17 protein-coding genes, 3 tRNA genes and 1 pseudogene are annotated in these 23,559 nt (G+C 48.4%); 13 read left to right on the top strand and 8 right to left on the bottom strand.

Annotation, left to right across the window (positions count from 1 at the left end):
- Positions 1-241: 241 nt before the first annotated feature.
- The gene (locus PYR66_08615; protein ID WEF29749.1) at positions 242-595 is read left to right on the top strand and encodes a YebF family protein; all 354 of its coding nucleotides are present in this window, start codon (positions 242-244) and stop codon (positions 593-595) included.
- A 424-nt stretch (positions 596-1,019) separates the two neighbouring features.
- On the opposite strand, the gene PYR66_08610 is transcribed toward PYR66_08615, so the two are convergent.
- Together PYR66_08610 and PYR66_08605 are read right to left on the bottom strand one after the other, a co-directional pair.
- Positions 1,020-2,933 carry an alkyl sulfatase dimerization domain-containing protein gene (locus tag PYR66_08610; protein WEF29748.1) on the bottom strand — a complete coding sequence of 638 codons (1,914 nt, stop codon included), beginning with the start codon at positions 2,931-2,933 and terminating at the stop codon, positions 1,020-1,022.
- 1,177 nt (positions 2,934-4,110) lie between these two features.
- Positions 4,111-4,200, bottom strand: a tRNA-Ser gene (locus tag PYR66_08605).
- Between the two features lie 90 nt (positions 4,201-4,290).
- Here PYR66_08605 and mtfA point away from each other — a divergent pair.
- Positions 4,291-5,091, top strand: a complete 801-nt coding sequence (gene mtfA, locus PYR66_08600; protein ID WEF29747.1) for a DgsA anti-repressor MtfA — start codon at positions 4,291-4,293, stop codon at positions 5,089-5,091.
- A 100-nt stretch (positions 5,092-5,191) separates the two neighbouring features.
- Positions 5,192-5,267: transfer RNA gene (locus PYR66_08595), tRNA-Asn, on the top strand.
- A 702-nt stretch (positions 5,268-5,969) separates the two neighbouring features.
- On the opposite strand, the gene PYR66_08590 is transcribed toward PYR66_08595, so the two are convergent.
- Positions 5,970-7,103: a cytoplasmic protein gene (locus tag PYR66_08590; protein ID WEF30388.1), complete on the bottom strand. Its 1,134-nt coding sequence runs from the start codon at positions 7,101-7,103 to the stop codon at positions 5,970-5,972.
- Between the two features lie 153 nt (positions 7,104-7,256).
- Here PYR66_08590 and PYR66_08585 point away from each other — a divergent pair, with 153 nt between their 5' ends.
- From PYR66_08585 to PYR66_08565, 5 genes are all read left to right on the top strand, one after another.
- Positions 7,257-8,813, top strand: a complete 1,557-nt coding sequence (locus tag PYR66_08585; GenBank protein WEF29746.1) for a bifunctional UDP-sugar hydrolase/5'-nucleotidase — start codon at positions 7,257-7,259, stop codon at positions 8,811-8,813.
- Positions 8,814-8,914: 101 nt separating this feature from the next.
- Positions 8,915-10,477: a bifunctional UDP-sugar hydrolase/5'-nucleotidase gene (locus PYR66_08580; GenBank protein ID WEF29745.1), complete on the top strand. Its 1,563-nt coding sequence runs from the start codon at positions 8,915-8,917 to the stop codon at positions 10,475-10,477.
- Between the two features lie 218 nt (positions 10,478-10,695).
- The gene (locus PYR66_08575; protein WEF30387.1) at positions 10,696-11,529 is read left to right on the top strand and encodes a nucleoside-specific channel-forming protein Tsx; all 834 of its coding nucleotides are present in this window, start codon (positions 10,696-10,698) and stop codon (positions 11,527-11,529) included.
- Positions 11,530-11,551: 22 nt separating this feature from the next.
- Positions 11,552-13,162 (top strand): bifunctional UDP-sugar hydrolase/5'-nucleotidase, encoded by a 1,611-nt coding sequence (locus PYR66_08570; GenBank protein ID WEF29744.1) that lies wholly within the window; start codon positions 11,552-11,554, stop codon positions 13,160-13,162.
- A 68-nt stretch (positions 13,163-13,230) separates the two neighbouring features.
- Positions 13,231-14,379: an SPASM domain-containing protein gene (locus PYR66_08565; protein ID WEF29743.1), complete on the top strand. Its 1,149-nt coding sequence runs from the start codon at positions 13,231-13,233 to the stop codon at positions 14,377-14,379.
- A gap of 39 nt (positions 14,380-14,418) precedes the next feature.
- Here the strand turns inward: PYR66_08565 and PYR66_08560 are convergent.
- The 4 genes and pseudogenes from PYR66_08560 to nac all read right to left on the bottom strand — a co-directional run bounded on the left by PYR66_08560 (position 14,419) and on the right by nac (position 17,714).
- Positions 14,419-14,554: pseudogene (locus tag PYR66_08560) on the bottom strand (IS5/IS1182 family transposase).
- A gap of 167 nt (positions 14,555-14,721) precedes the next feature.
- On the bottom strand, positions 14,722-15,663 hold the full coding sequence (ldtA, locus tag PYR66_08555) for a L,D-transpeptidase (GenBank protein ID WEF29742.1): 942 nt from the start codon (positions 15,661-15,663) through the stop codon (positions 14,722-14,724).
- A 76-nt stretch (positions 15,664-15,739) separates the two neighbouring features.
- The gene (gene cbl / locus PYR66_08550; protein WEF29741.1) at positions 15,740-16,690 is read right to left on the bottom strand and encodes an HTH-type transcriptional regulator Cbl; all 951 of its coding nucleotides are present in this window, start codon (positions 16,688-16,690) and stop codon (positions 15,740-15,742) included.
- A 106-nt stretch (positions 16,691-16,796) separates the two neighbouring features.
- Positions 16,797-17,714 (bottom strand): nitrogen assimilation transcriptional regulator NAC, encoded by a 918-nt coding sequence (gene nac, locus PYR66_08545; protein ID WEF29740.1) that lies wholly within the window; start codon positions 17,712-17,714, stop codon positions 16,797-16,799.
- Between the two features lie 314 nt (positions 17,715-18,028).
- Here nac and PYR66_08540 point away from each other — a divergent pair.
- From PYR66_08540 to PYR66_08530, 3 genes are all read left to right on the top strand, one after another.
- A tRNA-Asn gene (locus tag PYR66_08540) sits at positions 18,029-18,104 on the top strand.
- A 153-nt stretch (positions 18,105-18,257) separates the two neighbouring features.
- Positions 18,258-18,971 (top strand): 4'-phosphopantetheinyl transferase superfamily protein, encoded by a 714-nt coding sequence (locus tag PYR66_08535; protein ID WEF29739.1) that lies wholly within the window; start codon positions 18,258-18,260, stop codon positions 18,969-18,971.
- 111 nt (positions 18,972-19,082) lie between these two features.
- Complete coding sequence (locus PYR66_08530; protein ID WEF29738.1) at positions 19,083-20,015, top strand: nucleoside recognition domain-containing protein; 933 nt, start codon at positions 19,083-19,085, stop codon at positions 20,013-20,015.
- Here PYR66_08530 and PYR66_08525 read toward each other — a convergent pair.
- Positions 19,926-21,503, bottom strand: a complete 1,578-nt coding sequence (locus PYR66_08525) for an alpha/beta hydrolase (GenBank protein ID WEF29737.1) — start codon at positions 21,501-21,503, stop codon at positions 19,926-19,928. The genes PYR66_08530 and PYR66_08525 overlap by 90 nt on opposite strands.
- Positions 21,504-21,651: 148 nt before the next feature.
- Here PYR66_08525 and PYR66_08520 point away from each other — a divergent pair, with 148 nt between their 5' ends.
- Positions 21,652-21,891, top strand: a complete 240-nt coding sequence (locus PYR66_08520; protein ID WEF29736.1) for a histidine kinase — start codon at positions 21,652-21,654, stop codon at positions 21,889-21,891.
- Between the two features lie 123 nt (positions 21,892-22,014).
- A complete protein-coding gene (locus PYR66_08515) occupies positions 22,015-23,469 on the top strand; it encodes an AMP nucleosidase (GenBank protein WEF30386.1) in 1,455 nt (484 codons plus the stop codon).
- Positions 23,470-23,559 lie beyond the last annotated feature (90 nt).

The following is a 23,559-nucleotide window of genomic DNA, read 5'->3' as shown; positions in this document are numbered from 1 at the left end:
ATCAATCAAATGACGCAATCTACTGGTATATTCGATTATTATGCAGGTTATATTTTTCAGTAAGTTAGCCACTTTTCTACAGATAGTATACCAACACTTTTAATCACTCATCACTTCTTAGGCTTCTTGTAAGTCGGGATAGCACCTCTGACTTACCCTTAAAATTATCGAGTACTCGGATACACTTTTTTTCCTGTGTTACCATTTAGATAATCAGCATGTTATATCAAAAGGAAGTGTCATGAAAAAACTCACAATTGCCATGGTCATCATTGCCGTTATTATTGTCCTCGTTACATATCTTTTATTTAATCCTGCATTGAATGAAGGTACCCAAGACAACTGCCAAACAGAATATGATAAACAGGCAATTGATATCGTTAAGCAAGATTATCTTGAAAACAGGTTGCCGAGGTGGAGCGAAGAGGTTTCTAAATTAGGCACACCGACACCAACCTTAAGCTTTGGAAATGTGAGAATCGATGCTGGCGCCTATTCTGTCGATTTTAAGATAACTGGACCAAAATCAACAATTGATAGAATTGGCATCGTTGATTGCAAAAATCACTCCGTCGAATACTCCATAATTAATTAACGATATTCACTTAGTTGTGAAGAGATTCCGTCTGGCGGCTCAATTGGATACGGCTCATCGTTAAACAAACTTAAAATTGATGTTATTTCAAGAAGTTGTGTATGATATTTTGGAGGAATTTAGTTAACTAGCTATATATTTTATTCATAACTAATGCTTACCCACACGGTAACTCTTGCATACAGACATCGGGCGAGTTCATGGCATTATTTGTTGTACCTTTGACCTGACCTGGCACTCTTAAGGCACAATCTGAAAGCCCGCTTTGTGCTATGAGTTCAATCGATGGACGCACAGCCAATAGCAGACGAGGTACACATCCCTTCGAATGACTCGATTAATGAGCCATGACAAAATAACCCCCAACATAGTTGGAGGTTAATTATTATGATGACTTATCACTCACGTAACCCAGATTGCATGGTTAACCCTGAGGATTTAATTTTGCATCAGGCGGCAGCACGAGGTTAACATTGTTTGGAGTGATCACATCAAACAAGCCCAGGAACGTATCTGCTTTAGCTTTATCGCCGTCCACTGTTACGCCCTCAGCCAGTTTGCCGGTGGCCACCGTTTTCAGAATCTGCTCCTTGGTTCCTTTAATAGTTGCGTCTGCTGAAGGCAGCTTGCCATCAACGAAAGCGGCAATTTCATTACGGACCTGATACCCGGAATTTTCATTTGTATCGCTTGTACTGAACTGAATATTCAGGGTCTGGCCTTTTGCTCGTTCCGCATTCAGGCGCACACGCATTGTTTTCAGAATCGCGTTGGTCGGTAGCACTTTTACGATTGCAGGGTCAGCAAAGTTCCATGGATGAGAACGGTCAAGTGTACCATCCAGTTCTTTAGCATCAGAAATAGCGAATGCACGCCAGTAGATATTGGTCTGCGCATAGGCCCACTGACGTAACGCCTCCGCTTTCAGTTTACGCGGCTCCATATCATTAGGATCAACACGAGTTAAGTGAGTTAGTACTTCTGCAGCCCAGCCATAATTTTTGTCCGCGATTGCCTTCTTACCAATCTCAATTACTTTGTCGCGTCCTCCCATAGCCGCAACATACTGTCTGGATAGTTCCACTACGCCAGGACGGGCTAACTGGGTAGCATCCCCTTCCCACCACCCCAGATATCCGTCATAAATGTTGCGCACGGAGTGGGCAACAGTGCCATAGTATTCTTGTAACCATGGGTCGCTAGCATAAGGTTCAGGAAGAATAACCTTCTCGGCCAGGTCATCACGTTTATAGCCCAGATTAATCCAGTAAATCGCCTGGTCATGGACGTACTGAATGGCATCACGATAGTTCTGAATACGTTGTACAATAAAGTCTTTTCCTTCCCAGGCGCGCATGTGAGAGCCTGAATAGGAGTTGGCTTCATGAGCATACTGGAGCAAGTGGTTTACCCCTTCCATCCACTTATCCACATCACGATAGGACGTTCCACGGAGTGTGTAGAGGTTCGGGAAGGTTTCCCCCTGAACCGTTTCGGAACCGTGCAGGTGGTGATACTGCGGTAGATAAATCGCGATTTCATCTTCGCCGGCATCCCCGTAGGCATGGAAGATTTCCAGCTGAACGCCATCAATGGTAGTTTTTAGCGGTTCCCCGGTTTTGACCAGCTCATTAGGCATAACAAAGGAAATCGGTCCTGCACCAAATGCTGGCCCAATGCCAAAATGCACCGGACCTTCTGGCCCCGGCGCCACATAACCTGCCGCGTAGGCTGTACGCTGAGTCAGAATATTACCCACCACGCCAACGTCATTCACCAGGTCAGGTACAAAGTTCTCAGACGCGATGACTTTCACTTTACCGGAATCAGCATCGGCCTGAGTCACGCCCCAGCCGGTAGAGCCAAAAGCATGGTCAGGATGGCGGTGGGTATAAATAATTGCATCTATCGGCATGTTGGCGGCATCTGGCACCGCCTTAATGAATGCATCTCTCGTGGCTTTAGCACTATCATCATCGGAACCCGGATCGATAATTATCAGCCCTTTGTCACCTTTAATAATGAGCGTAGAGGCCAACTGGAATCCATAGGCATGGTAAATATGCCCCTTGACCACTTCCTGAATAGTCTGCTGCATCATCTTGGCGTATTCAGTCTGCGCTACCGCAATCGTCGGGGCTGGTTGGGTGTAAGCCAGATTTTTACCTGTCCAGATAGCCGGGGCGAGGTGGGATAGTACTTCCTTGCTGTTGAAATTAGCCGGATCCTGACTCCGAACCGGGCTGTTCAATGGACCCAGTTCCTGGGAGCCTGCCCATGAAGGTAAGAGCAGTGCAGCAATAATTGCTGCCAGAGGGATAATCTTGACATTTTTCATAATTCACGCTCTCTGATTTTATTTTACATTAACTAACAAATGTTAATTAAAAACATAGTTCAACAACTTCAGAAGGCAAGAGTGACAAAGACAACAGACATGGACTGGCTTTCTCATGACACGCATTTGAGTGAACAAGTCACGAAGTTCCACTTGATTAAGGATAGCGTTGCATCTACCCGGTGAAATCACATCTCTTAGCGGACAGTTAGATTTGATTGCGTTCTCGCTACGCAAATTGTCAGTTGGAATCTGAACAAGTACACATTATTGCCCAGCTGTAGAACGTCACCAGGTCAAACGCCCGAATACGGTCGACAGATAGCTGTCCGTCGGTCGGTTCAATGCCATGCTTAAGGCGAGTGTCAGACGTCCCCTGGAATTGCACGAACCCGTTCTGACTGCTTTGGATGCGGCCACCAACGAGGAAAGACCAATACTGTGTAGCGGTGCCGAAGCCACGAACGGAAAGGATCAGCTTGTGCTCTGTTCCTACCAGCTCTTCAAACCAAATCGCGCCGCCTCCGTAGGTGTTGTTTGCGTGAATGCCGCGCGCATCGAATCGCCACACTGATGCGGGGGATGCAATTATATTCCCCGTGCCGCTGAGCTTCGCAACATATGCCTGTGCATAGCCAGAGTTATAGTTCGTTACCCGCCTTGACGATATTTTGTCATTGACATGGGATCAGGCGAGAAAGGATGGCTTATTCATCCAACAGGGAAAAACGGGGAAGAAGCAGTTGAGCGCGTGGGCTGACCGCCTTCTGCATGCACGGAATTTGGCTGCAACTCTTGGAGGTACCGAGTATGTGGTATGCAGTAACAAGGGGAGAAATACTCAATACGTGGATTTAGTGATTTGTGGGAAAAGGCGCGCGCAGCTGCTTCAGAAAAGTTAGGGCGTAAACTCAAAGTAACCTTTCACGATCTGAAAGCAAAAGGCATTTCAGATTACGAAGGTTCGAGCAGAGATAAGCAACTTTTCTCCTGGCATAAGACAGAGGGTCAGGTACTGGTTTACGACCGAAAATTGACCGTTTCACCAACATTAGATCTACCGATTATCGAGGATTAAGAAGATGATGATTGATAAAAATATACCAACGGAATATACCAACACTATACCAAGTGTGACGGGGGTCGTTGAAAGGATTTGGCGTAAGTGATTGAATAGTGGCGGAGAGAGGGGGATTTGAACCCCCGGTAGAGTTGCCCCTACTCCGGTTTTCGAGACCGGTCCATTCAGCCGCTCTGGCATCTCTCCGCTGTTGAGGTTGCTATAATGCCAGGTTCTTTGGCATTTTAATAGCTCCAGTCCCTTAAATTGAGTTCAAGTGACGACTTTGCGAGCGATATGATGTTTAAATGGCCGTGGAAAGCAGAAGAAGAGACAGGCAATGGTGAAATCCCGTGGGAACAAGCGGTTGCCATTCCCGTTTTAGCGAATCTTACTCAACAGGAACAGCAGCAGTTGTGCCAGATGGCTGCGCGTTTTTTACAGCAAAAGCGTCTGGTGCCGCTTCAGGGGTTTGAGCTAACGCCGCTACATAACGCACGCATCGCACTACTGTTTTGCCTACCGGTGCTTGAGCTCGGCCTGGAGTGGTTAGATGGCTTCCATGAAGTCCTGATCTATCCTGCCCCTTTCGTTGTCGATGACGAATGGGAAGATGATATCGGTCTGGTACATAACCAGCGGGTCGTGCAATCCGGTCAAAGTTGGCAGCAGGGCCCCATTATCCTCAACTGGTTGGATATTCAGGATTCCTTTGATGCCTCTGGTTTCAATCTGATCGTGCACGAGGTCGCGCACAAGCTGGATTCACGCAACGGCGATCGCGCCAGCGGCGTTCCTTTCATCCCCTTGCGAGAAGTGGCCGGTTGGGAGCATGACCTCCATGCGGCGATGAATAACATTCAGGATGAGATCGATTTAGTCGGCGAAAGCGCCGCCAGCATCGATGCCTACGCGGCGACCGATCCGGCAGAGTGCTTTGCCGTGCTATCAGAATATTTCTTTAGCGCACCAGAGCTCTTCGCCCCTCGATTCCCGGCGCTCTGGCAGCGTTTCTGCCAGTTCTATCGTCAGGATCCGCTACAGCGTTTACGGGAAAACGATCGGCTGGATGAGGATGATGCGCGCGTTGTTCATTAAAAGCACGCTTTGAGCTAAACTTAGCCAATTGAATCAGCGATTTAAATTTAATGTTGACACAAAAATGCGAGGCCAGTAGTATGCGCCTCGTTCACACGATTCCTCTGTAGTTCAGTCGGTAGAACGGCGGACTGTTAATCCGTATGTCACTGGTTCGAGTCCAGTCAGAGGAGCCAAATTTAGAAAAGCCTGCTTTCGAGCAGGCTTTTTGCTTTTCCGGGAAAATTAGTGGTCTGATTTGGGGCCGTTTCCGTTCAATAATAGAGTGGCCACTCTATGTCCCTTGCTGACAGCAAAACCTGTACTAGCAGGTTCGGAGTGATTCCCTTTTAAACTTACCGATTCCCATGGTCTGTATCCGTTTATCCACCCGCGTTACGGTTCCCTTCCTGAACCCGTTAGTCGTCGCGCTATCGGGTTATGCTCTCCCCCACTTGTCCCTCTTATACATTCTATTTACTAAATATAATCACCATATCAATAACAGATAACTATCATGCAATAAATCGATCTATAAAAACTATTAACTGTATTCCATGTGATATTAATCACAAAACAGAGAGGCTCAACGTTTATTCTTTACGATATAGAAAAAGTATATAGCTCTGCTATGGAAAAATAACCTCATCATGCGGCAAAGTTTTTTACTCATACAACTTTTGAAAGTCATTATTTTGCCATGAAAAGATCCATCATCAAATGCATTTTCTAGCTGGATTTATATAATATTATTTGGCGCGTGGGGAGGCCCTATTAGATACCTCCTTGACATTAAGTCTGGACAGTCCGGAAGAAATTTATTTTCGCTATATTGTATCAGAATTTACCGGCGTGCTTTCTGGATTAATATCACAAAGCGTTGGGACAGTACTACATATTTAATATCGGCATGATAGTTCAGCGTTATAGTCATTCGCCAGGGAAAGTAGAATTTGCGTTACGCGCCCTGCAGATAATTGAGCACTGTGGGTAAAATTCGCTTGTTGGTATAGCCAGTGGATAAAGCACCTGCTGGCCGTTAAAGAGAGCGTTTTAGCGTTACGGCTATCACCACCGGTTAATGGGCAAACCATCTTACGGTTATTTCCCTGCACCCAAAGCTGCCACTGACTTTGCCACCAGCCATGCTGCGTGGTTCTCTGAAAACACCAGGGAATAGAAATACCGTCGTCATTTATCTCCTCCTCTATAAACCAAATCTCCCCCTGCCGTTGGCGAAACAGTTCAGCCCAAACGGTAATGACGGCTCCCCGAAGAAAACATTCGTGTGAAATAACGTGCATCTTTACCTTAGGGAAAAGGAGGTTCAGTACGCGAAAATGCCCGTGAGCCGCAATAACTGGACGCAGAATCGCACCTCTGGCATTACGTTTGAGAATCGCGCTTCCATACTGAATTTCATCAAACTGGCTCCGATGTAGAAATTGCATCTCGCGCATATCAACGCGATTTACGATATCACTATGATGCAAATCAGGCTCAATAATCCCGCGCCAGCGATACCGTAGAGTTTCACCAATATAATGCTGAGTAAAATTTGTGGAGATATGCAGAACATTACCGCAGACGGCATCGAAACTGAGTAAAACATACAGTTTCTGTGCTGCACTACTCCCCTGGAACGGCACAATGAGTGGAACAGTTTCAATCCGTTCTGGGGGGACTATTTTTCTTTGTTCTTGCTGTTTGGGCGTCCAGACTTTTCTGCAGACTCGGCATTGAACGCGCTGTGTTCCCTGTGGGTTATGACCATAACAAATAATTTCTTTGCGATAACATTCAGGACAAAAATAACCGTTTTCTGAAGCATAGGCACTTAAGTGAACAGACAGCCATTCATTAAATTGTTGTTCATCAAACAGCGGAGGATAACTCCCACATGCTCGACAGTGTAATGCAGGAAATCCCAGTCTGTAGTCTGGCCAAGTGTAATCTGCGGATGCTGATACTGGTAGCCCTAAATTGCGGCAACCAAACGATTTGCAGGTATTAATCGTAAATAGAGTCAATATGAGTCACCAACGATTTCAATAGGTCGTTGATTTTAGCGAGCAACTTCAGACCAATTTTGTGAAAAAAATCACATATTATGTAAATATTCTCACATATAAAAACAATCCTAAACGTAATTTGATAATTTTTTAACTAACTAAAGGTGACTGACTGTGAAGGTGAAAGTAATTGCAGCAAGTATTCTGTTGACGCTACCGCTTTGGGCTTGCGCTAAAGATCTTACTATCATTTATACCAATGATCTCCATGCTCATGTGGAACCTTATAAAGTACCCTATATTGCAGACGGTAAACGAGATGTCGGTGGTTGGGCGAATATCACCACCCTGGTAAAAGAGGAGAAAGGGAAAAACAAAGCAACATGGTTTTTTGATGCCGGTGATTATTTTACCGGCCCATATATCAGTAGCCTGACAAAAGGCAAAGCAATAATTGATATCATGAATACCATGCAATTTGATGCTGTCACAATGGGAAATCACGAGTTCGATCATGGTTGGGACAATACGTTATTGCAACTTAGTCAGGCGAAATTCCCTATTGTGCAAGGTAATATATTCTATCAAAACAGCGACAAGGCATTCTGGGACAAGCCTTACACCATCATTGAAAAAGATGGTGTGAAAATCGGCGTTATAGGTTTACACGGCAAGTTTGCATTTAATGATACGGTTTCCGCAGCGATGCGCGTAGGTATTGAAGCGCGAGACGAAATTAAATGGTTGCAGCACTATATTGATGAACTGAAGGGCAAAGTCGATTTGACCGTGCTGCTGGTCCATGAGGGAACACCTGCCCGTCAATCCAGCATAGGGGGCACCGATGTACGTCGTGCGCTGGATAAAGATATCAAGACCGCAAGCCAGGTGAAAGGACTGGATATTCTGATTACCGGACATGCCCATGTTGGCACGCCGGAGCCGATTAAAGTAGGTAATACGCTAATTCTCTCCACCGACAGCGGCGGTATTGATGTGGGGAAATTGGTACTGGACTATAAAGAAAAACCACATCACTTCACTGTGAAAAACTTCGAGCTTAAAACCATTTATGCAGACGAGTGGAAACCCGATCCAAAAACGAAGTCGGTGATCGACAACTGGAATAAGAAGCTTGATGAAGTGGTGCTACAAACTGTAGGACAGTCGCCAGTTGAATTGACACGCGCATATGGAGAATCGGCCCCACTGGGGAATCTGGCTGCGGATGCTTTGCTGGCGGCGGCAGGCAAAAATACACAACTGGCTTTAACTAATTCAGGTGGTATCCGCACTGAATTACCAGCAGGCGCGATTACTATGGGTGGAGTCATCAGTGTGTACCCGTTCCCCAACGAGCTGGCAACGATGGATCTCACCGGTAAACAATTGCGTAGTTTGATGGAACACGGCGCAAGTTTAACTAATGGCGTTTTGCAGGTATCTAAAGGCCTGGAAATGAAGTACGACAGTAGTAAACCAATCGGCCAGCGGGTCGCCGAACTGACTCTTAATGGCAAACCAATTGAGGATGCGACGGTTTACCATATTGCCACCCAGAGCTTCCTTGCTGATGGCGGCGATGGTTTTACCACATTTACTGAGGGTAAATCGCGAAATACAACAGGCGGTTACTACGTTTCTAACGCTGTAATTGATTACTTCAAAGCAGGTAATACCATCACGGATGAACAGCTCAAAGGTATGCGCGTTGTTGATGTGAAAAAATAAATATTCAGATAGCAATTGACTCTGACTGCCAATATCACAAGGGTTCTTGCAGCTGCATGAACCCTTGAAAGAAATAAAATATTTCTTCGAAGGAACTGATTATGAATATAAAAATAAAGCTTAGTCTGATCACGTTGTGCCTGTCAGCAACGCTCGCCACATCCGTTAATGCGAAGGATGTGACTATTTATTATACCAATGATTTACATGCTCATGTTTCCCCGGGGAAAATCCCCGCCGTTGATAAAAACCGAGCCGTAGGTGGTTTTGCTAACATTGCAACCATCGTTAATGATGCAAAGAAAAAAAACAAAGATGTCTTTTTCTTTGATGCAGGTGATTACTTTACCGGGCCATACATCAGCACTCTAACCAAAGGGGAAGCAATTATTGATATAATGAATTCCATGCCTTTTGATGCGGTATCGGTGGGGAATCATGAGTTTGACCATGGCGTTGACAATATGGTTAAGCAGTTATCAAAAGCGAATTTTCCTATTTTATTGGGAAATGTGTTTTATACCAACAGTGATAAACCCGTCTGGAATAAACCCTGGACGATTGTCGAAAAAGATGGAATAAAAATTGGTGTAATTGGAATACATCAAAAATTTGCATTTTACGACACTATTGCGGCTAAGGCTTACGCAGGCTCAGAGGCTCGAGATGAAGTGCCTTATATTCAAAAAGGACTTGATGCGTTAAAAGGCAAAGTTGATATCATCGTGTTGCTTATCCACGAAGGTACGCCAGCACGGCAATCAAGCTACGGAAATAAAGATGTAGCCCGAATGCTGCAAGCTGATATCGATACCGCAAAGAAATTTAAAGGCATTGATGTGTTAATCACAGGGCATGCTCATGTGGGTACGCCAGAGCCAATTAAAGTCAATAACACACTCGTTGTTTCAACAGATGCGTATGGGACTGATATTGGTAAATTAGTATTGGATTTTAATCCTAAGACTAAAAAAATTGATGGCTATAACGGTAAACTAATCACGGTATTTGCTGACGAATATAAACCCGATCCGAAAGTTCAGGCTAAGATTGATGAGTGGAATGCCAAACTGAAAAGTATTACTGACCAGGTTATTGGGTCGACAACGGCATCATTCACTCGTTCCTATGGTGAATCGTCACCTGTTGGTAATTTAGTGATCGACGCCATGATGGATAAAGCGCCAGACGCAGTCGTGGGATTACAAAACAGCGGTGGATTGCGTGCTGATTTCCCGCAGGGAAATTTAAGATATGGTGATGTCATTACTACCTTCCCATTTAATAACGAACTTGTCGAAATGGATCTTACCGGAAAGGAACTTACCGATTTAATGATCCACGCAACTAATCTCACCAACGGAGTTTTACAAGTATCAAAAAGTGTCCATGTTGAATATGACAGTAAAAAACCGTTGGATGAACGAATTATTAAATTCACTATTAATAACCAACCTGTAGATCCAACCAAAACATATCGGGTTGCGACACACTCATTTTGTGCAACGGGTGGTGATGGATTTGAAGCATTCTTGAAAGGAACGAATATCAAAACTATCAACAGTACCAGTTCTGCTGAATCAATCATTGATTATGTCAAGGCTCATAGTCCATTAAAACCTGATCTCGAAATGAGAGTGGTCGATATAAATTCGGCTAAATAAACTCAATAACTTATTGAATACTTTCAGATATGATTGAGCGATTGATATTTACCTCAATCATATCGTAATAGTATATTGAAAATACAATAATCATTTCATATCTTCTAAATATATAATTTTTAGTACAGGAATAGTATTTTTTTACAAACCTCAGTGAAAGGAATTACTTTATGCAAAAACAAAAATATTTTTTATCAGGCGCGCTTATATTGTTACCGATGGTAACATTTGCAGACTCTGGAAATGATGAATATTTGTCAGACTGGTGGCATCAAAGTATTAATATAGTAGGCAGCAACGCCACCCGCTTTGGGCCACTAAAAAGAGCAGATTTATATCCAGAGTATCGTGCATGGGCGCATGTGGATTGGTTTGATTTTTATGGCTATGCGGATTTACCTAAATTTTTCGGTGTAGGAAATAAAAACGATATCGGCATTTGGGATAATGGCTCGCCATTTTTTATGGAAATAGAACCACGTTTTAGTATCGACAAATTAACGGGACTCGATCTAAGCTTTGGTCCATTTAAAGAATGGTATTTTGCCCACAACTATATCTATGATGCAGGAACTAATTCAGGGCAGCGTCAGAGTACCTGGTATATGGGATTAGGGACGGATATTGATACCGGGCTACCGATGACTTTATCTGCTAACATCTATGCTAAATACCAGGGGAATAATTATAATGCTGCCAACGAAAACGAGTGGGATGGATATCGTTTTAAAGTAAAATACTTTGTCCCTATTACAACACTATTTGGTGGAAAGTTAAATTATGTTGGTTTTACCAATTTTGATTTTGGTTCGGATCTAAAAGATGAGTCAGGCGGGGAGCAACCATTTTACTCTCGCACAAACAACTCGATAGTTTCCACCCATATACTCAGCTTAGTTTACCCTCACTGGAGCTATGGCGCGACCCTTCGCTATTTCTATCATGGTGGACAATTTGAGGAAGGCAGTAAAGCATTTAGCAGTGACGGGGACCTCGTCCCTATAGACTCAACAGGGTGGGCCTATTATTTAACCGTCGGTTACACTTTCTAAATATAAATAAAAGGAATTTATTATGAAGATAAAAACAATTACTGCGAGTATTCTGTTGACATTACCATTTTGGGCCTGCGCCAAAGATGTCACCATTATTTATACTAATGATCTTCATGCTCATGTTGATAGTTACAAACTCCCGTATGTTGCAGAGGACAAAAGAGATATCGGCGGCTGGGCAAATATCACTACCATGGTTAAACAAGAAAAAGCAAAAAACAAATCCACTTTTTATTTTGATGCTGGAGACTACTTTACCGGGCCGTATATCAGCAGCCTAACCAAAGGGGAGGCAATAATTGATATTATGAGGACGATGCCCTTTGATGCGGTATCCATCGGCAATCATGAGTTCGACCATGGCTGGGATAACCTCTTGCGCCAGTTAAGTAAGGCGAACTTCCCTGTTCTGTTAGGAAATGTATTCCATACAGATAGCGAGATACCTTTCTGGAACAAACCCTATATTATTCTGGAAAAAGATGGTGTCAAAATTGGTGTTATTGGGCTGCACGGTGTGTATGCATTTAATGACACAATTTCAGAACTCTCAATACAGGGCCTTGATAACGATAATAGCAATCGTTTTGATAAATCAGCCGCAGCTCTTAAAAACCAGGGAATTGAGGCACGCGATGAGGTGAAATATCTGCAACATTATCTCGATGAGTTACGTGATAAAGTTGACATCACCGTCGCTCTTGTTCACGAAGGCGTTCCGGCACGCCAATCCAGTATTGGTAATACAGATGTCAGACGCGCGCTGGATAAAGATGTTCAAACGGCAAGTCAGGTCAAAGGGCTTGATATTCTCATTACCGGACACGCTCACGTAGGAACACCAGAACCTATCAAAGTAGGTAATACGTTAATCCTTTCTACTGACAGCGGAGGGATTGATGTAGGTAAATTGGTACTTGATGTTGACCCTGTATCCCATACCCATAAAATGAAAAACTTCGAGCTGAAAACGATCTATGCGGATGAGTGGAAACCTGATCCAACAACACAGAAAGTTATTGATGGATGGAATAAAAAACTCGCAGATATCGTGCGTCAACCAGTAGGTGAATCACCTCTCACATTAACCCGTGCCTATGGTGAATCATCGCAACTTGGTAACCTGTTTACGGATGCAATGCTTATTGCTGCACCGAAAGCCCAAATCGCGCTGATTAATTCTGGAAGTTTACGTGCGGATTTAAATGCTGGTTCAATTACCTTTGGCGATATTACCAGCACATTCCCTTTCAAGAATGAACTTACGGAAATGGATCTCAGCGGCAAAGAACTACGTAATCTAATGGAGCATGGCGCGTCACTCACTAATGGAATATTGCAAATGTCGAGGGGGGCTGAAATGCATTATATGCCACAGAAACCAGTCGGACAACGCGTAGTGTCTCTCACCATCAATGGTAAAGCGGTTGAGGATACAGAGAGTTATCATGTTGCAACAACGACATTTCTTGCTTTAGGAGGGGATGGTTTCCTGGCATTTAAAGAAGGGAAAAATGTACAAATTCGTGCCGGACATAATATGTCTGATGTCGTGATGGACTATCTGAGAACAGGACATAAAATAGTACCTGCACAGGTTAATGAAATGCGAGTCGAAGTTAGTAAATAATAAAAAATTATAGTGTAATCCATTATCTGGATTACACTATTTCCTTACATTTAAAAATAGATAACACTATGAACGCAACAATTAAACGCTGCCAGCCAATAGAGTATTTCACCAGCGAATGCAGTAAATTATGTCGTTCACACTGCTTCTATCTTGATAGAGTTCATACCTATCTTGAATATAAAACATGCGATATGGATACTGCAACACTTCAGCTATATATTCGTCAGCAAATTAATACTAAGGAAACCGATAGTGTGTTGTTTTCCTGGCAGGATAGTGAACTAACATCTGACAGTTTTGATTTCTTTAACCAAGTTATTGAACTACAAAAACAATTTGCACAAGATAAAAGCATTATCAATACAGTGTTAACAAACAGTGCTCTGTTAGATAATAGCTGGTGCGAGTTCTTCAAGAAAAATAACTTTATTATTAGCATTCCAGTGAATGTTGATGTCTCAACGCACAACAATTTCTGCAAAACGGTCTCTGGCAAACCGACGGTTCATCAGATTGAGGAATCTGTAAGCTTGTTACAAAAACATGGTGTTGATTTTAGCACCCTGACGAGCATTGACGCTATTAACAGCCAGCAACCGCTGCGAGTCTATCACTATCTTAAAAATCTTGGCAGTCAGCATATGCAATTTATCCCATTGCTTGAACCAATTGAGCAAGGTGGTGTATCTGCGCGAAGCCTTGCGCCTGCCGCATTTGGAACCTTTTTGAAGACGATTTTTTATACATGGGTACGTCTGGATATTGGGACGATTAAAATCCCCATTTTTGAACAGGCTTTCGCTGCGTGGTGTGAGTTACCTACGGCGAACCGTATTTTTTCGCCATCTGAGAATGATACCTCAGCACTAAAAACAAACGATGATTTATACCAGCACAATCATTTTGCTCATTCAAAAACATTACGCAGTAATAGCCGTCAATCTGTCATAACCAGGATACAAAAAAACAAAACCGTTGGGCAACACAAACCATTACTGGCCGCAGAGTGTGTCAGTTGCAAAATGGAATTTGCCTGTCGCGGTGGTTGCCCAAAAGATCGCATAGTATTTTCCCAACGGGGTGCCCCAGAGCTTAATTATTTTTGTGAAAGCTATCTGGCCTTTTTCACTTATGTTGAGCCCTATATGTTGATGATGAGGGCTTTGTGGGAACAAAACTATGCCCCTTCCGATATTCGTCAGTATTTAGCCTGACATAGTTTTCAGTGCGGGCATGGTGGGTGAATTAATCTGTTGTTTAACTCTGTACATCGTTATTTCGGTGATTGAACGACGGTTATAACCTACTGTCCTTTTCCACCGGGTCGTACTTCCGCTCAGACGTTGATTAGCGACCGCACGGTTGCGAGTTGCATACTCCTCCAACGTAGTTCATTGCGGCATCGCCAGGTGTCATTTTGGTGGTTCTGACAAGACTCGGTTTCTGATTTAGCTTAATCTTCAGCAGTTAATCACAAAGGCGATCCCAGTCAGAGGAGCCAAATTTAGAAAAGCCTGCTTTCGAGCAGGCTTTTTGCTTTTCAACGTTTCACACCGTCAAAGAGAACTCTCCACAGCTGAACTGCTGATATTCACCGGCATTCCAGAACGCCGCTGCAGCGCTGAATCCGCTCGCCCGACGTTCACCCCCACCCCCTGAACAAATTCGCGCATTGCCGGCGTAGACGGCAGCGGTACTTTGCGATCAGACTCAAACTCAGAACGGTTACGCGACAACGGTTCATGAACCTCCAGCCAATGGCTGCCGTCCGGCTCGGTGGTATATTTGACCGGCTGATCGATAATCTGCACCCGCGTGCCGACCGGCACGTTATCGAACAGATATTTAATGTCATCGTTGCGCAGGCGAATACAGCCCTGGCTCACCCGTAGGCCAATACCAAAATTGGCATTGGTGCCGTGAATGGCATATAGCCTGCCGATATAGATAGCATACAAGCCCATCGGATTATCCGGCCCGGCAGGTACCATCGCCGGCAAGGTTTTGCCTTCTTTGGCATACTCGCGGCGGGTATTCGCCGTCGGAACCCAGGTTGGCCCTTCTTGCTTGCGCTCCACCGCCGTCACCCAGTTACGCGGCGTCTCACGTCCCGCCTGGCCGATACCAATCGGCAGAACCTCAACGGTAGTCCCCTCCGGCGGATAGTAATAAAGGCGCATTTCGGCAACGTTAATCACAATACCGTTGCGCACGGTGGCAGGCAGAATCAACTGTTGCGGGATAGTCAATGAGGTTCCCGATTTTGGCAGATACACATCCACGCCAGGGTTAGCCTCCAGCATATTACTCAACCCCTGCCCATATTGGGCAGCAAAGGTCTCCAGGGGCTGAGTATTACGGTCGGGCACGGTAATGTTGATGGGACTGCCAACCAAACGACTCCCTTCCGGCGGCAACGGATAACTCACTGCCAGCGCACTGTGGCTGGCCAACATCATCACCAGGGAGCAAAGCAATTTCATACGCCGCACCATCATTTTCCCTTCCTCAGTCGCGACTCACGTGAATGAATTATAGCTGCTTTGACGCCTCCCGCTTGCCGGCTGCCCGCGCTTAGATTTGATAGTCGATGGCCACCTCTTCCGGCTCCATCGCCTGACGTTTAATTTCATCCAGCGACAGCCCCGCATTACACAATTCGATGAATCGCCAGACATAGTTACGTTGTAACTGACCGCGTTTCAGCCCCAGCCAAACGGTATTCGCATCAAAGAGATGGCGTGTTTCCAGGCGGGTAAACGTATCCGCCTCGCGGACGTCGCCGGATTGCTCCGCTACCAGGCCCACACCCAGACCAAGCTCAACGTAAGTCTTAATCACATCGGAATCCTGGGCGCTGAGGACAATGTCCGGCATCAACCCTTTGCGACTGAACGCTTCATCAATACGCGAACGCCCGGTGATCCCCTGACGGTATGTGATGAGTGGCCAGTGTACGATGGCCTCCAGCGTTAGTGGCGTAACCTGCGTCAGCGGGTGATCTTTTGGCACTAATAAGCTGTGATGCCAACGAAACCATGGGAAGGCCACCAACGTAGGATCGTTACTTAAACGTTCGCTGGCAATACCAATATCCGCCCCGCCGTTATGTAGCAACGTTTCAATTTCCTGCGGCGTCCCTTGCACCAGTTCCAGGCGCACATCGGGAAAAAGTTCACGAAACGCTTTAATCACTGGCGGCAGGCTATAGCGCGCCTGAGTATGTGTCGTCGCGATAGTTAATACGCCCGAAGCGTCGTTGGTAAACAGATCGGCCAGACGGCGGACGTTGCTGGCCTCATTGAGGATCCTTTCAGCGATAGAGAGCAGCGCTTTGCCAGGTTCGGTCATCCCCAGCAGACGCTTGCCACGGCGGATAAAGATCTCTATCCCCAGTTCTTCTTCCAGTTCGCGAATATGGCGGCTGACGCCAGATTGCGAGGTGTACAGCATATTAGCCACTTCCGTCAGGTTGTAATCCCGACGGGCCGCCTCGCGAATAATTTTCAGTTGCTGGAAATTCACCCTTTCCTCCGGGTCTGCAGACATAACGTGATGACTATTGTTAAAGTCTGTTTACCCGGCAAACAAATAATAAAAACCAGCAACTTATTCCTTAAAAGAATATATGTTAACTGACCAGTTGGAGTTCGCGATTCTCCAACGACGGGCGGCTGACCAGCGACAACAGGATATCTTTGACCGCCTGCGCCTGCGGCGACAGACTGCCGCGCGCCGAGGTATTCAGCGACAGCGACAGACTCATCGACGGCGTGCTGATACGTGCCATCCAGCCATTAGCCGCCGAACAGAGTGCACGCGCTGCAGATTCGGGCAATACCGTCACCCCCATCCCGCTGGCGATAGCAGCCGTTAAGGTCGTAATGGATTCAATCTCGCCAATTACTTTTGCTGACAGACGGCGTAAGGTGAAGGCTTCCGTTACGCGGGCGCAAACGGCGCTGTAGTCTCGTGGCAGAAACAGGCTCATTTCGGCCACCGCCGAGAGATCGACGCTTTGCCCCGGGCAGTGCTGCGTCCCAACCAGATACAAATCTTCTTTCAGCAGCGGCTGGCTGACCACTCCCGCCACCGGCGAACGTTCGTACAGTACCGCCATATCCAACTGGCCGCCGAGCAGCTTGTCGTTTAGCACGCTACCGCTGCATTCCTGCAAATACACGCTCACTTCGGGGAGTTCATTACGCACAGTCTGCAGCAGCGGCATGGTGATCGCCGAGGCCGCCGTTCCCGGCGCAAGGCCGATAGCCACCTGCCCGCTCAGCGTCTGCCCAACGTTATGTACCGCCAGATGCGCCTGTTCGCACTGGCGCAGAATGGTCCGTGCGTGGGTGTAGAGAATTTTCCCCGCTTCGGTTGGCGTTACGCCTCGTTTAGTGCGGATCAGCAGTTTCTGCTCCAGCTCACCTTCCAGGGTCGCTACCTGCTGGCTCAACGCCGGTTGTGCGATGTGCAAGACTTCAGCGGCCTGGGTCAGACTGCCGATATCGACGATTTTCACAAAATACTTCAGTCGTCTTAAGTTCATTTTGCCTCCTGTAAGGGAATGCCACTACTGGCCATTAAGTGACAGGAGTTTTGCAAGATGCTTGCCAGTTTTTCCCCTCCACGCGATAGCCCTGTCGGCGCGGTACGATAAGGGTTACTGATGATGCCAGCGGCTTTCATGAGCGCATGATATGCCCCATAAGGGGTAGAAACGCACTATCGCGGTGCAGCGTACACGCGAATCGCAATAAAAAGCACCTGATTGCTGAAATTGTCAGCAATCAAACGCGTTATGGTGATTCAGCCTTTGACAAGCCCCGAGGTCATCGATAATATGCGCCCCGTTCACACGATTCCTCTGTAGTTCAGTCGGTAGAACGGCGGACTGTTAATCCGTATGTCACTGGTTCGAGTCCAGTCAGAGGAGCCAAATTTAGAAAAGCCTGCTTTCGAGCAGGCTTTTTGCTTTTCTGCGTTTGCCCTCCTATTCGACCTGGTTGCTACCCACCGCCAGGTGGGTAGCTTTCTGGCAGTCACCTGCGCTAAGGTAGCGCCACGCTTCGTTTTTGCCTGATGGACCTGAATGTTTATCGTCACCGACACCTTCCAGCATTTGCCATTTATCCAGCATGCCGAGTGCGGCTACCTTTGCGCGGCCCCGGCGCTGAAATTCTGTCGGGTGCGCTTCTCCAGGCAACCGATGCCGGACGCGCTGTTCAGCCGGTACGCCGTTTCCCTGCCGCCTTCCCTCTCTGGAGCCGTCGCCAAACGTAAAGCCGAATATCTGGCCGGGCGCTACTGCGCGCACTATTTACTGCGTCAGTCTGGCTGCCACGAGGCGGTGTTAACTGCCGCCGACCGCGCGCCAGTGTGGCCGATGGGCTGGCGCGGCAGCCTGTCGCACAGTGAAGACATCGCTATTGCGGTCGTGACCGCGCAGTCCGACGGCCTGCATCCGGGGATTGACATTGAACACCTGCAACCGGGGATCATGCTGGAAAGCGCCGATATGTTTGTTGCGCAGGCGGAGCAGGCGCTGCTCGCCCGCTGTGGGTTGGATAAGGAGTGGGCGCTGCTGGCGGCTTTCTCCGCCAAAGAGAGTCTGTTCAAAGCGTTGTATCCGTGCGTGCAGCGGATGTTTGATTTCAATGCTGCCGCCATCGTCGCACTCGCCCCGGCAAACCACCGTTTCACGCTCCGCCTTAATGAAACACTCAGCGATGAATTCCCTGCGGGCCGCCAGTTCAGCGGCGAATATCATATTAGCGAAGGTCGCGTACTGACCTGCCTCTGGTAGCCCGGACAAAAAACCACCGTGCGGGTCATGCGGCGCATGAAAGCATGTTCATTCCGCCTCGTCGGGATTATGATGACGCTAACTATTTGACCTACATACAGTGATAGATAAATGGATGTCATCGGCATCATCATGTCGGCGGGAAAGTCCTCCGTCGACGTGGCGCTTTATACCTTGTTACCGATTATGGTCGTCATGCTAATCATCATGAAATATCTCGAAGTCCGGGGCATTCTTGATGTTATCGTACGCTGGCTGGCGCCGCTGCTGAAGCCCTTCGGCCTGACCGGCATGAGCGCCTTCGCGCTAATTCAAATCAACTTCGTCAGCTTCGCCGCCCCGCTCGCCACTCTCGCGATCATGGATAAGCGCGGCGTCTCCGACCGACAAATGGCCGCCACTCTGGCAATGGTCTTCGCCATGGGTCAGGGCAACGTCTTTTATCCCTTAACGCCGTTCGGCCTGCACTGGCTGGCCGCGATCGGCATTTCAATCATCGGCGGACTGTGCGCCGCGGCGGTCTGCTGGTACGCCACCGGGCGTAAGCTATCGATTGTCGAAAACGCCCGCGCCGAAGTGCTTCCGGATAGCGAACAAAACAACCAGGGGCTGATTACAGTGATCAACAGCGCCGGTTCCGACGCTATTCGTCTGGCGCTCGGCGCCGTGCCGATGCTGATTTTATCTTTAACGATCGTCGGCCTGATGCAGGCAGCGGGGGTCATTGAAATGCTGCAGCGAGTGCTGATGCCGCTGCTGCTGTGGCTACATATTCCCGAGAACTTCGTCCTGCCCGCGCTGGTGAAATGCGTGGCGGGCGGGACCGCCTACTTCGGGGTGATCTCCGAACTGGCCCAACAGGGGAAAGTGACGCTCAGCCAGATAAACGCCTCAGCGGGACTACTGATCCAGACCTTCGACCTGCCCGGCATCGGTATTTTCCTCGGCATCAGCTCACGGTTTGTGCGCCTGTTCCGCTTCGTCGCCCCCGCCGCGCTCATCGGCATTGCGCTGCGGGCGATCCTGCACATCCTGTTGTTCTGAGAGCGGCGGCAAATGCTGATTAATCCGCTGCTGCAGATAGGGGAAAAACGGGTTAGAGGTAACGCGCATCAGGGTATCGAGGCCAACACTCAGTGTGGCAGTCTCGCCGCGCAGTGAGATTGTACCAATACTAATGCCGCTGAGGTTTTTCTCTGTCGGCTCGCGACCATACAGTGAGTCGGTGATGGGGAATGGCACGGCGATATGCGAAAGCGAATACATATCCTGTGGCCAGGCCAGATGCAGCGGCTGCGTGTTCTCAGTGGTTTGCCCCGCCAGCGTCAGCCGCGCGACGGTATCACGGGTGTGTGGAGTCTCGTTGGTCACAATCGTTGTCGAGTACTGGCGCGGCGCGGGTGGTAATAAGGTATTCACCGCCGAGTAGACCTCCGGGCGGAACAGCGCCCGTAGATCCGCCGACTGATTAATATCGAAAATGACCAGTTCGCTGCCGTTGTCCGGCAAATAATGGTATAGCGAATCGACGACCGCCCGGGTACTGACCGTCGAGTCGATCACCGACTGGAAGGTCAGCACCGGCGCAAGAGAAGCCAACTGCTGGCTCTGCGCCGCCTGGATAATCTGCTTTTGCAAGGCCTGAGTGAGCAACCACGACTGACGCGCCGCCTTCACCGGAAACGAGTTGTACTTGTAGGGGTTAAATTCGGGCACAACGTTTAGCCACGCCGAGCGCGCAAAGGCAGGAAACACCGAAGGCAAACCAGCAAGCCCGGCAAAACGGGCAAAGGCAGTCACGCCAATCATCGGCGACAGCAGAACGATCTGCTGCGGCCTGACCAGCGACTTATCATTCAGACCATCGAGCGCATACTTCAGCGCCAGCGCACCGCCGTTAGAATACCCCACCAGATGCAGCGGTACGTCAGTACCGGCAAGGCGCGTCGCCTCTCGCACCGCCAGGCGGGTCGCCGCCAGCCACTGTTCCCAATCAACATGGGTCAACGCCCCTGGCGCGGTACCGTGGCCGGGCAAACGCGGCGCCACCGCGACGAAGCCATGTCGCTGATAATCCTCCGCCAGATAGCGCACGCTGTAGGGCGAGTCGGTCAAGCCATGCAGCAGTACCACTGCGCCGCGCGGCTTTCCGCCTGGCAGCAAAATAAAGGAGTGGTTCCAGTTGGGAGTAAAGCGCTGCGGATAGACCAGGCTGCCGCTGTAAAAGCGATTAATTGGCGTTTTATCGGCAGCAGGGAGCCGGTCGCTGACCTCTCGCTGCATATCAGCAAATATTTTGTCTTCACGCTTAAGATAGCTGGCGAAGCTGGCGCGATCGATTTCACTGGCCGTCATTTCATCGGCAGACCAGGTGTGCCAGAGCTGCAGCGCCGGACCGCGTTCCGATTCATATATCCGACCGATGAAAAACACCACCACCACGATGGCTGCCGCCGCCAGCGCTTTTTTCGCCAGTGAGACTATCCTTAAACCAGATTGATTCAGAAACTTGTTAAACCGCGTCATTGCCATATGTGTTGTGTGCCTGTCTCGCTACCTTGCGGCGTTAAGATTTAGCTCCTGCAACTAAACGTATATTAAACCAATGGGTCGTTTCAGTTGTCTTTAAACCGGTAACGCGTCAATTATCATTCAAAGTGTAACAAGCCAGGGTGAAAACATGGAATGGTGGGTCAAGAAAGTACGGAAAAGAACATCCGCAGCACCAGGTTGCGTGGTCTTGCAAAGCGGCCAGATTGTGGTGATTGCCGAAATAGAAACCCTCTGTCGGTTGCAGGAGGGGGATAAACTCACCCCAATCCCCAACGCCCTGTACTGCATCAATGATAATAGCGCGGCAACGCTGAAAGTCGTTACCGCCAGCCACTTTAGCGCCGAGCGCTGGGCGCAGACCGCCTGAAGTCCTGTTCTAAGCTTTTATTATCAACGAGTTTATCGCTTCGGGGCCGCGATTTTCCTTCGCCATCTTCACGCTGTAACATACTATCGAGAGTATCAGCAGACCTGAAACAAGGAGCGAATGATGAACCAGAAGGCCGTCAGTCTGACCCCGGAGCAAGCGCTTTCCCAGTTGGAAGCGCAGTATGAAAAAGCGGTTAACGCGTTGCGTAAGGCCATTGGCGAATACATTCACCACCATACCCTTCCTGATGATAAGGCCCGCGCTGAAGGCTTATTTGTCTATCCTCAGCTGTCGGTCTCGTGGGATGGCGCCGATCACAAAGCCTTAAAAACCCGCGCCTGGGGGCGATTCACCCATGCCGGTTGCTACACCACGACCATCACTAATCCGAAGCTGTTTCGCGCTTATCTGCTGGAACAACTGACCCTGCTGTATCAGGATTACGGCGCACATATCAGCGTCGGCTGCTCGCAGCATGAAATCCCCTACCCGTATGTGATTGATGGTTCTGCGCTGACGCTCGATCGCTCAATGAGCGCGGGATTGACTCGTTATTTCCCGACGACCGAGCTGTCGCAGATTGGCGATGAGACCGCCGACGGACTGTTCCACGCCACCGAGTATTATCCGCTATCGCATTTTGACGCCCGCCGCGTCGATTTCTCGCTGGCCCGCCTGAAACACTACACCGGTACGCCGGTTGAACACTTCCAGCCGTATGTGCTGTTTACCAACTACACCCGCTACGTTGATGAGTTCGTCAGTTGGGGTTGTAGCCAGATCCTCGATCCCGATAGCCCGTACATTGCGCTTTCCTGCGCAGGAGGTATCTGGATCACCGCTGACACCGAAGCCCCGGAACAGGCGATTTCCGATCTGGCATGGAAAAAACACCAGATGCCGGCCTGGCACCTAATCACCAAAGACGGCCAGGGGATAACCTTAATTAACATTGGCGTCGGCCCGGCAAACGCCAAAAATATCTGCGATCACCTGGCGGTATTACGCCCGGATGTCTGGCTGATGATTGGCCACTGCGGCGGCCTGCGTGAGAGTCAGTCGATCGGCGATTATGTGCTGGCGCATGCGTACTTGCGTGACGACCACGTGCTGGATGCGGTGCTGCCGCCGGATATTCCCATCCCGAGTATCGCTGAAGTGCAGCGCGCGCTGTACGACGCCACCAAACAGGTCAGCGGCATGCCCGGCGAAGAGGTCAAACAACGCCTGCGCACTGGCACGGTAGTCACCACCGACGACCGCAACTGGGAGCTGCGTTATTCCGCCTCGGCGCTGCGTTTTAACCTTAGCCGCGCGGTCGCTATTGATATGGAGAGCGCAACGATTGCCGCGCAGGGCTACCGCTTCCGCGTACCTTACGGCACGCTGCTGTGTGTTTCGGATAAACCACTGCACGGTGAAATCAAACTGCCGGGACAAGCGAACCGCTTCTACGAGGGGGCGATTTCCGAACATCTGCAGATAGGGATCCGCGCCATCGACTTGCTGCGCGCCGAGGGCGACCATATGCACTCCCGCAAACTGCGTACTTTCAACGAACCACCATTCCGTTAATGGTCGGCCCCCCTGCGCGCGCGGTCTGCGCAGGGGGCGCTATGCGGATGCAGAAAAACAAAAAGCCTGCTCGAAAGCAGGCTTTTCTAA

The organism is Klebsiella aerogenes (assembly GCA_029027985.1).
Classification (GTDB): domain Bacteria; phylum Pseudomonadota; class Gammaproteobacteria; order Enterobacterales; family Enterobacteriaceae; genus Klebsiella; species Klebsiella aerogenes_A.
Note: the sequence above shows the minus strand (reverse complement) of the source record. Positions and strands in the feature narration are given on the sequence as shown.

What these genes read in the sequence shown, in the direction of transcription:
- PYR66_08575 (WEF30387.1), top strand. Translation starts at nt 10,696, where the DNA reads ATGGTAACATTTGCAGACTCTGGAAATGATGAATATTTGTCAGACTGG.
- PYR66_08610 (WEF29748.1), bottom strand. Translation starts at nt 2,933, where the DNA reads ATGAAAAATGTCAAGATTATCCCTCTGGCAGCAATTATTGCTGCACTG.
- PYR66_08515 (WEF30386.1), top strand. Translation starts at nt 22,015, where the DNA reads ATGAACCAGAAGGCCGTCAGTCTGACCCCGGAGCAAGCGCTTTCCCAG.
- nac (WEF29740.1), bottom strand. Translation starts at nt 17,714, where the DNA reads ATGAACTTAAGACGACTGAAGTATTTTGTGAAAATCGTCGATATCGGC.
- PYR66_08565 (WEF29743.1), top strand. Translation starts at nt 13,231, where the DNA reads ATGAACGCAACAATTAAACGCTGCCAGCCAATAGAGTATTTCACCAGC.
- PYR66_08580 (WEF29745.1), top strand. Translation starts at nt 8,915, where the DNA reads ATGAATATAAAAATAAAGCTTAGTCTGATCACGTTGTGCCTGTCAGCA.
- PYR66_08520 (WEF29736.1), top strand. Translation starts at nt 21,652, where the DNA reads ATGGAATGGTGGGTCAAGAAAGTACGGAAAAGAACATCCGCAGCACCA.
- ldtA (WEF29742.1), bottom strand. Translation starts at nt 15,663, where the DNA reads ATGATGGTGCGGCGTATGAAATTGCTTTGCTCCCTGGTGATGATGTTG.
- mtfA (WEF29747.1), top strand. Translation starts at nt 4,291, where the DNA reads ATGATGTTTAAATGGCCGTGGAAAGCAGAAGAAGAGACAGGCAATGGT.
- PYR66_08615 (WEF29749.1), top strand. Translation starts at nt 242, where the DNA reads ATGAAAAAACTCACAATTGCCATGGTCATCATTGCCGTTATTATTGTC.
- PYR66_08525 (WEF29737.1), bottom strand. Translation starts at nt 21,503, where the DNA reads ATGGCAATGACGCGGTTTAACAAGTTTCTGAATCAATCTGGTTTAAGG.
- PYR66_08535 (WEF29739.1), top strand. Translation starts at nt 18,258, where the DNA reads ATGTTTATCGTCACCGACACCTTCCAGCATTTGCCATTTATCCAGCAT.
- PYR66_08570 (WEF29744.1), top strand. Translation starts at nt 11,552, where the DNA reads ATGAAGATAAAAACAATTACTGCGAGTATTCTGTTGACATTACCATTT.
- PYR66_08530 (WEF29738.1), top strand. Translation starts at nt 19,083, where the DNA reads ATGGATGTCATCGGCATCATCATGTCGGCGGGAAAGTCCTCCGTCGAC.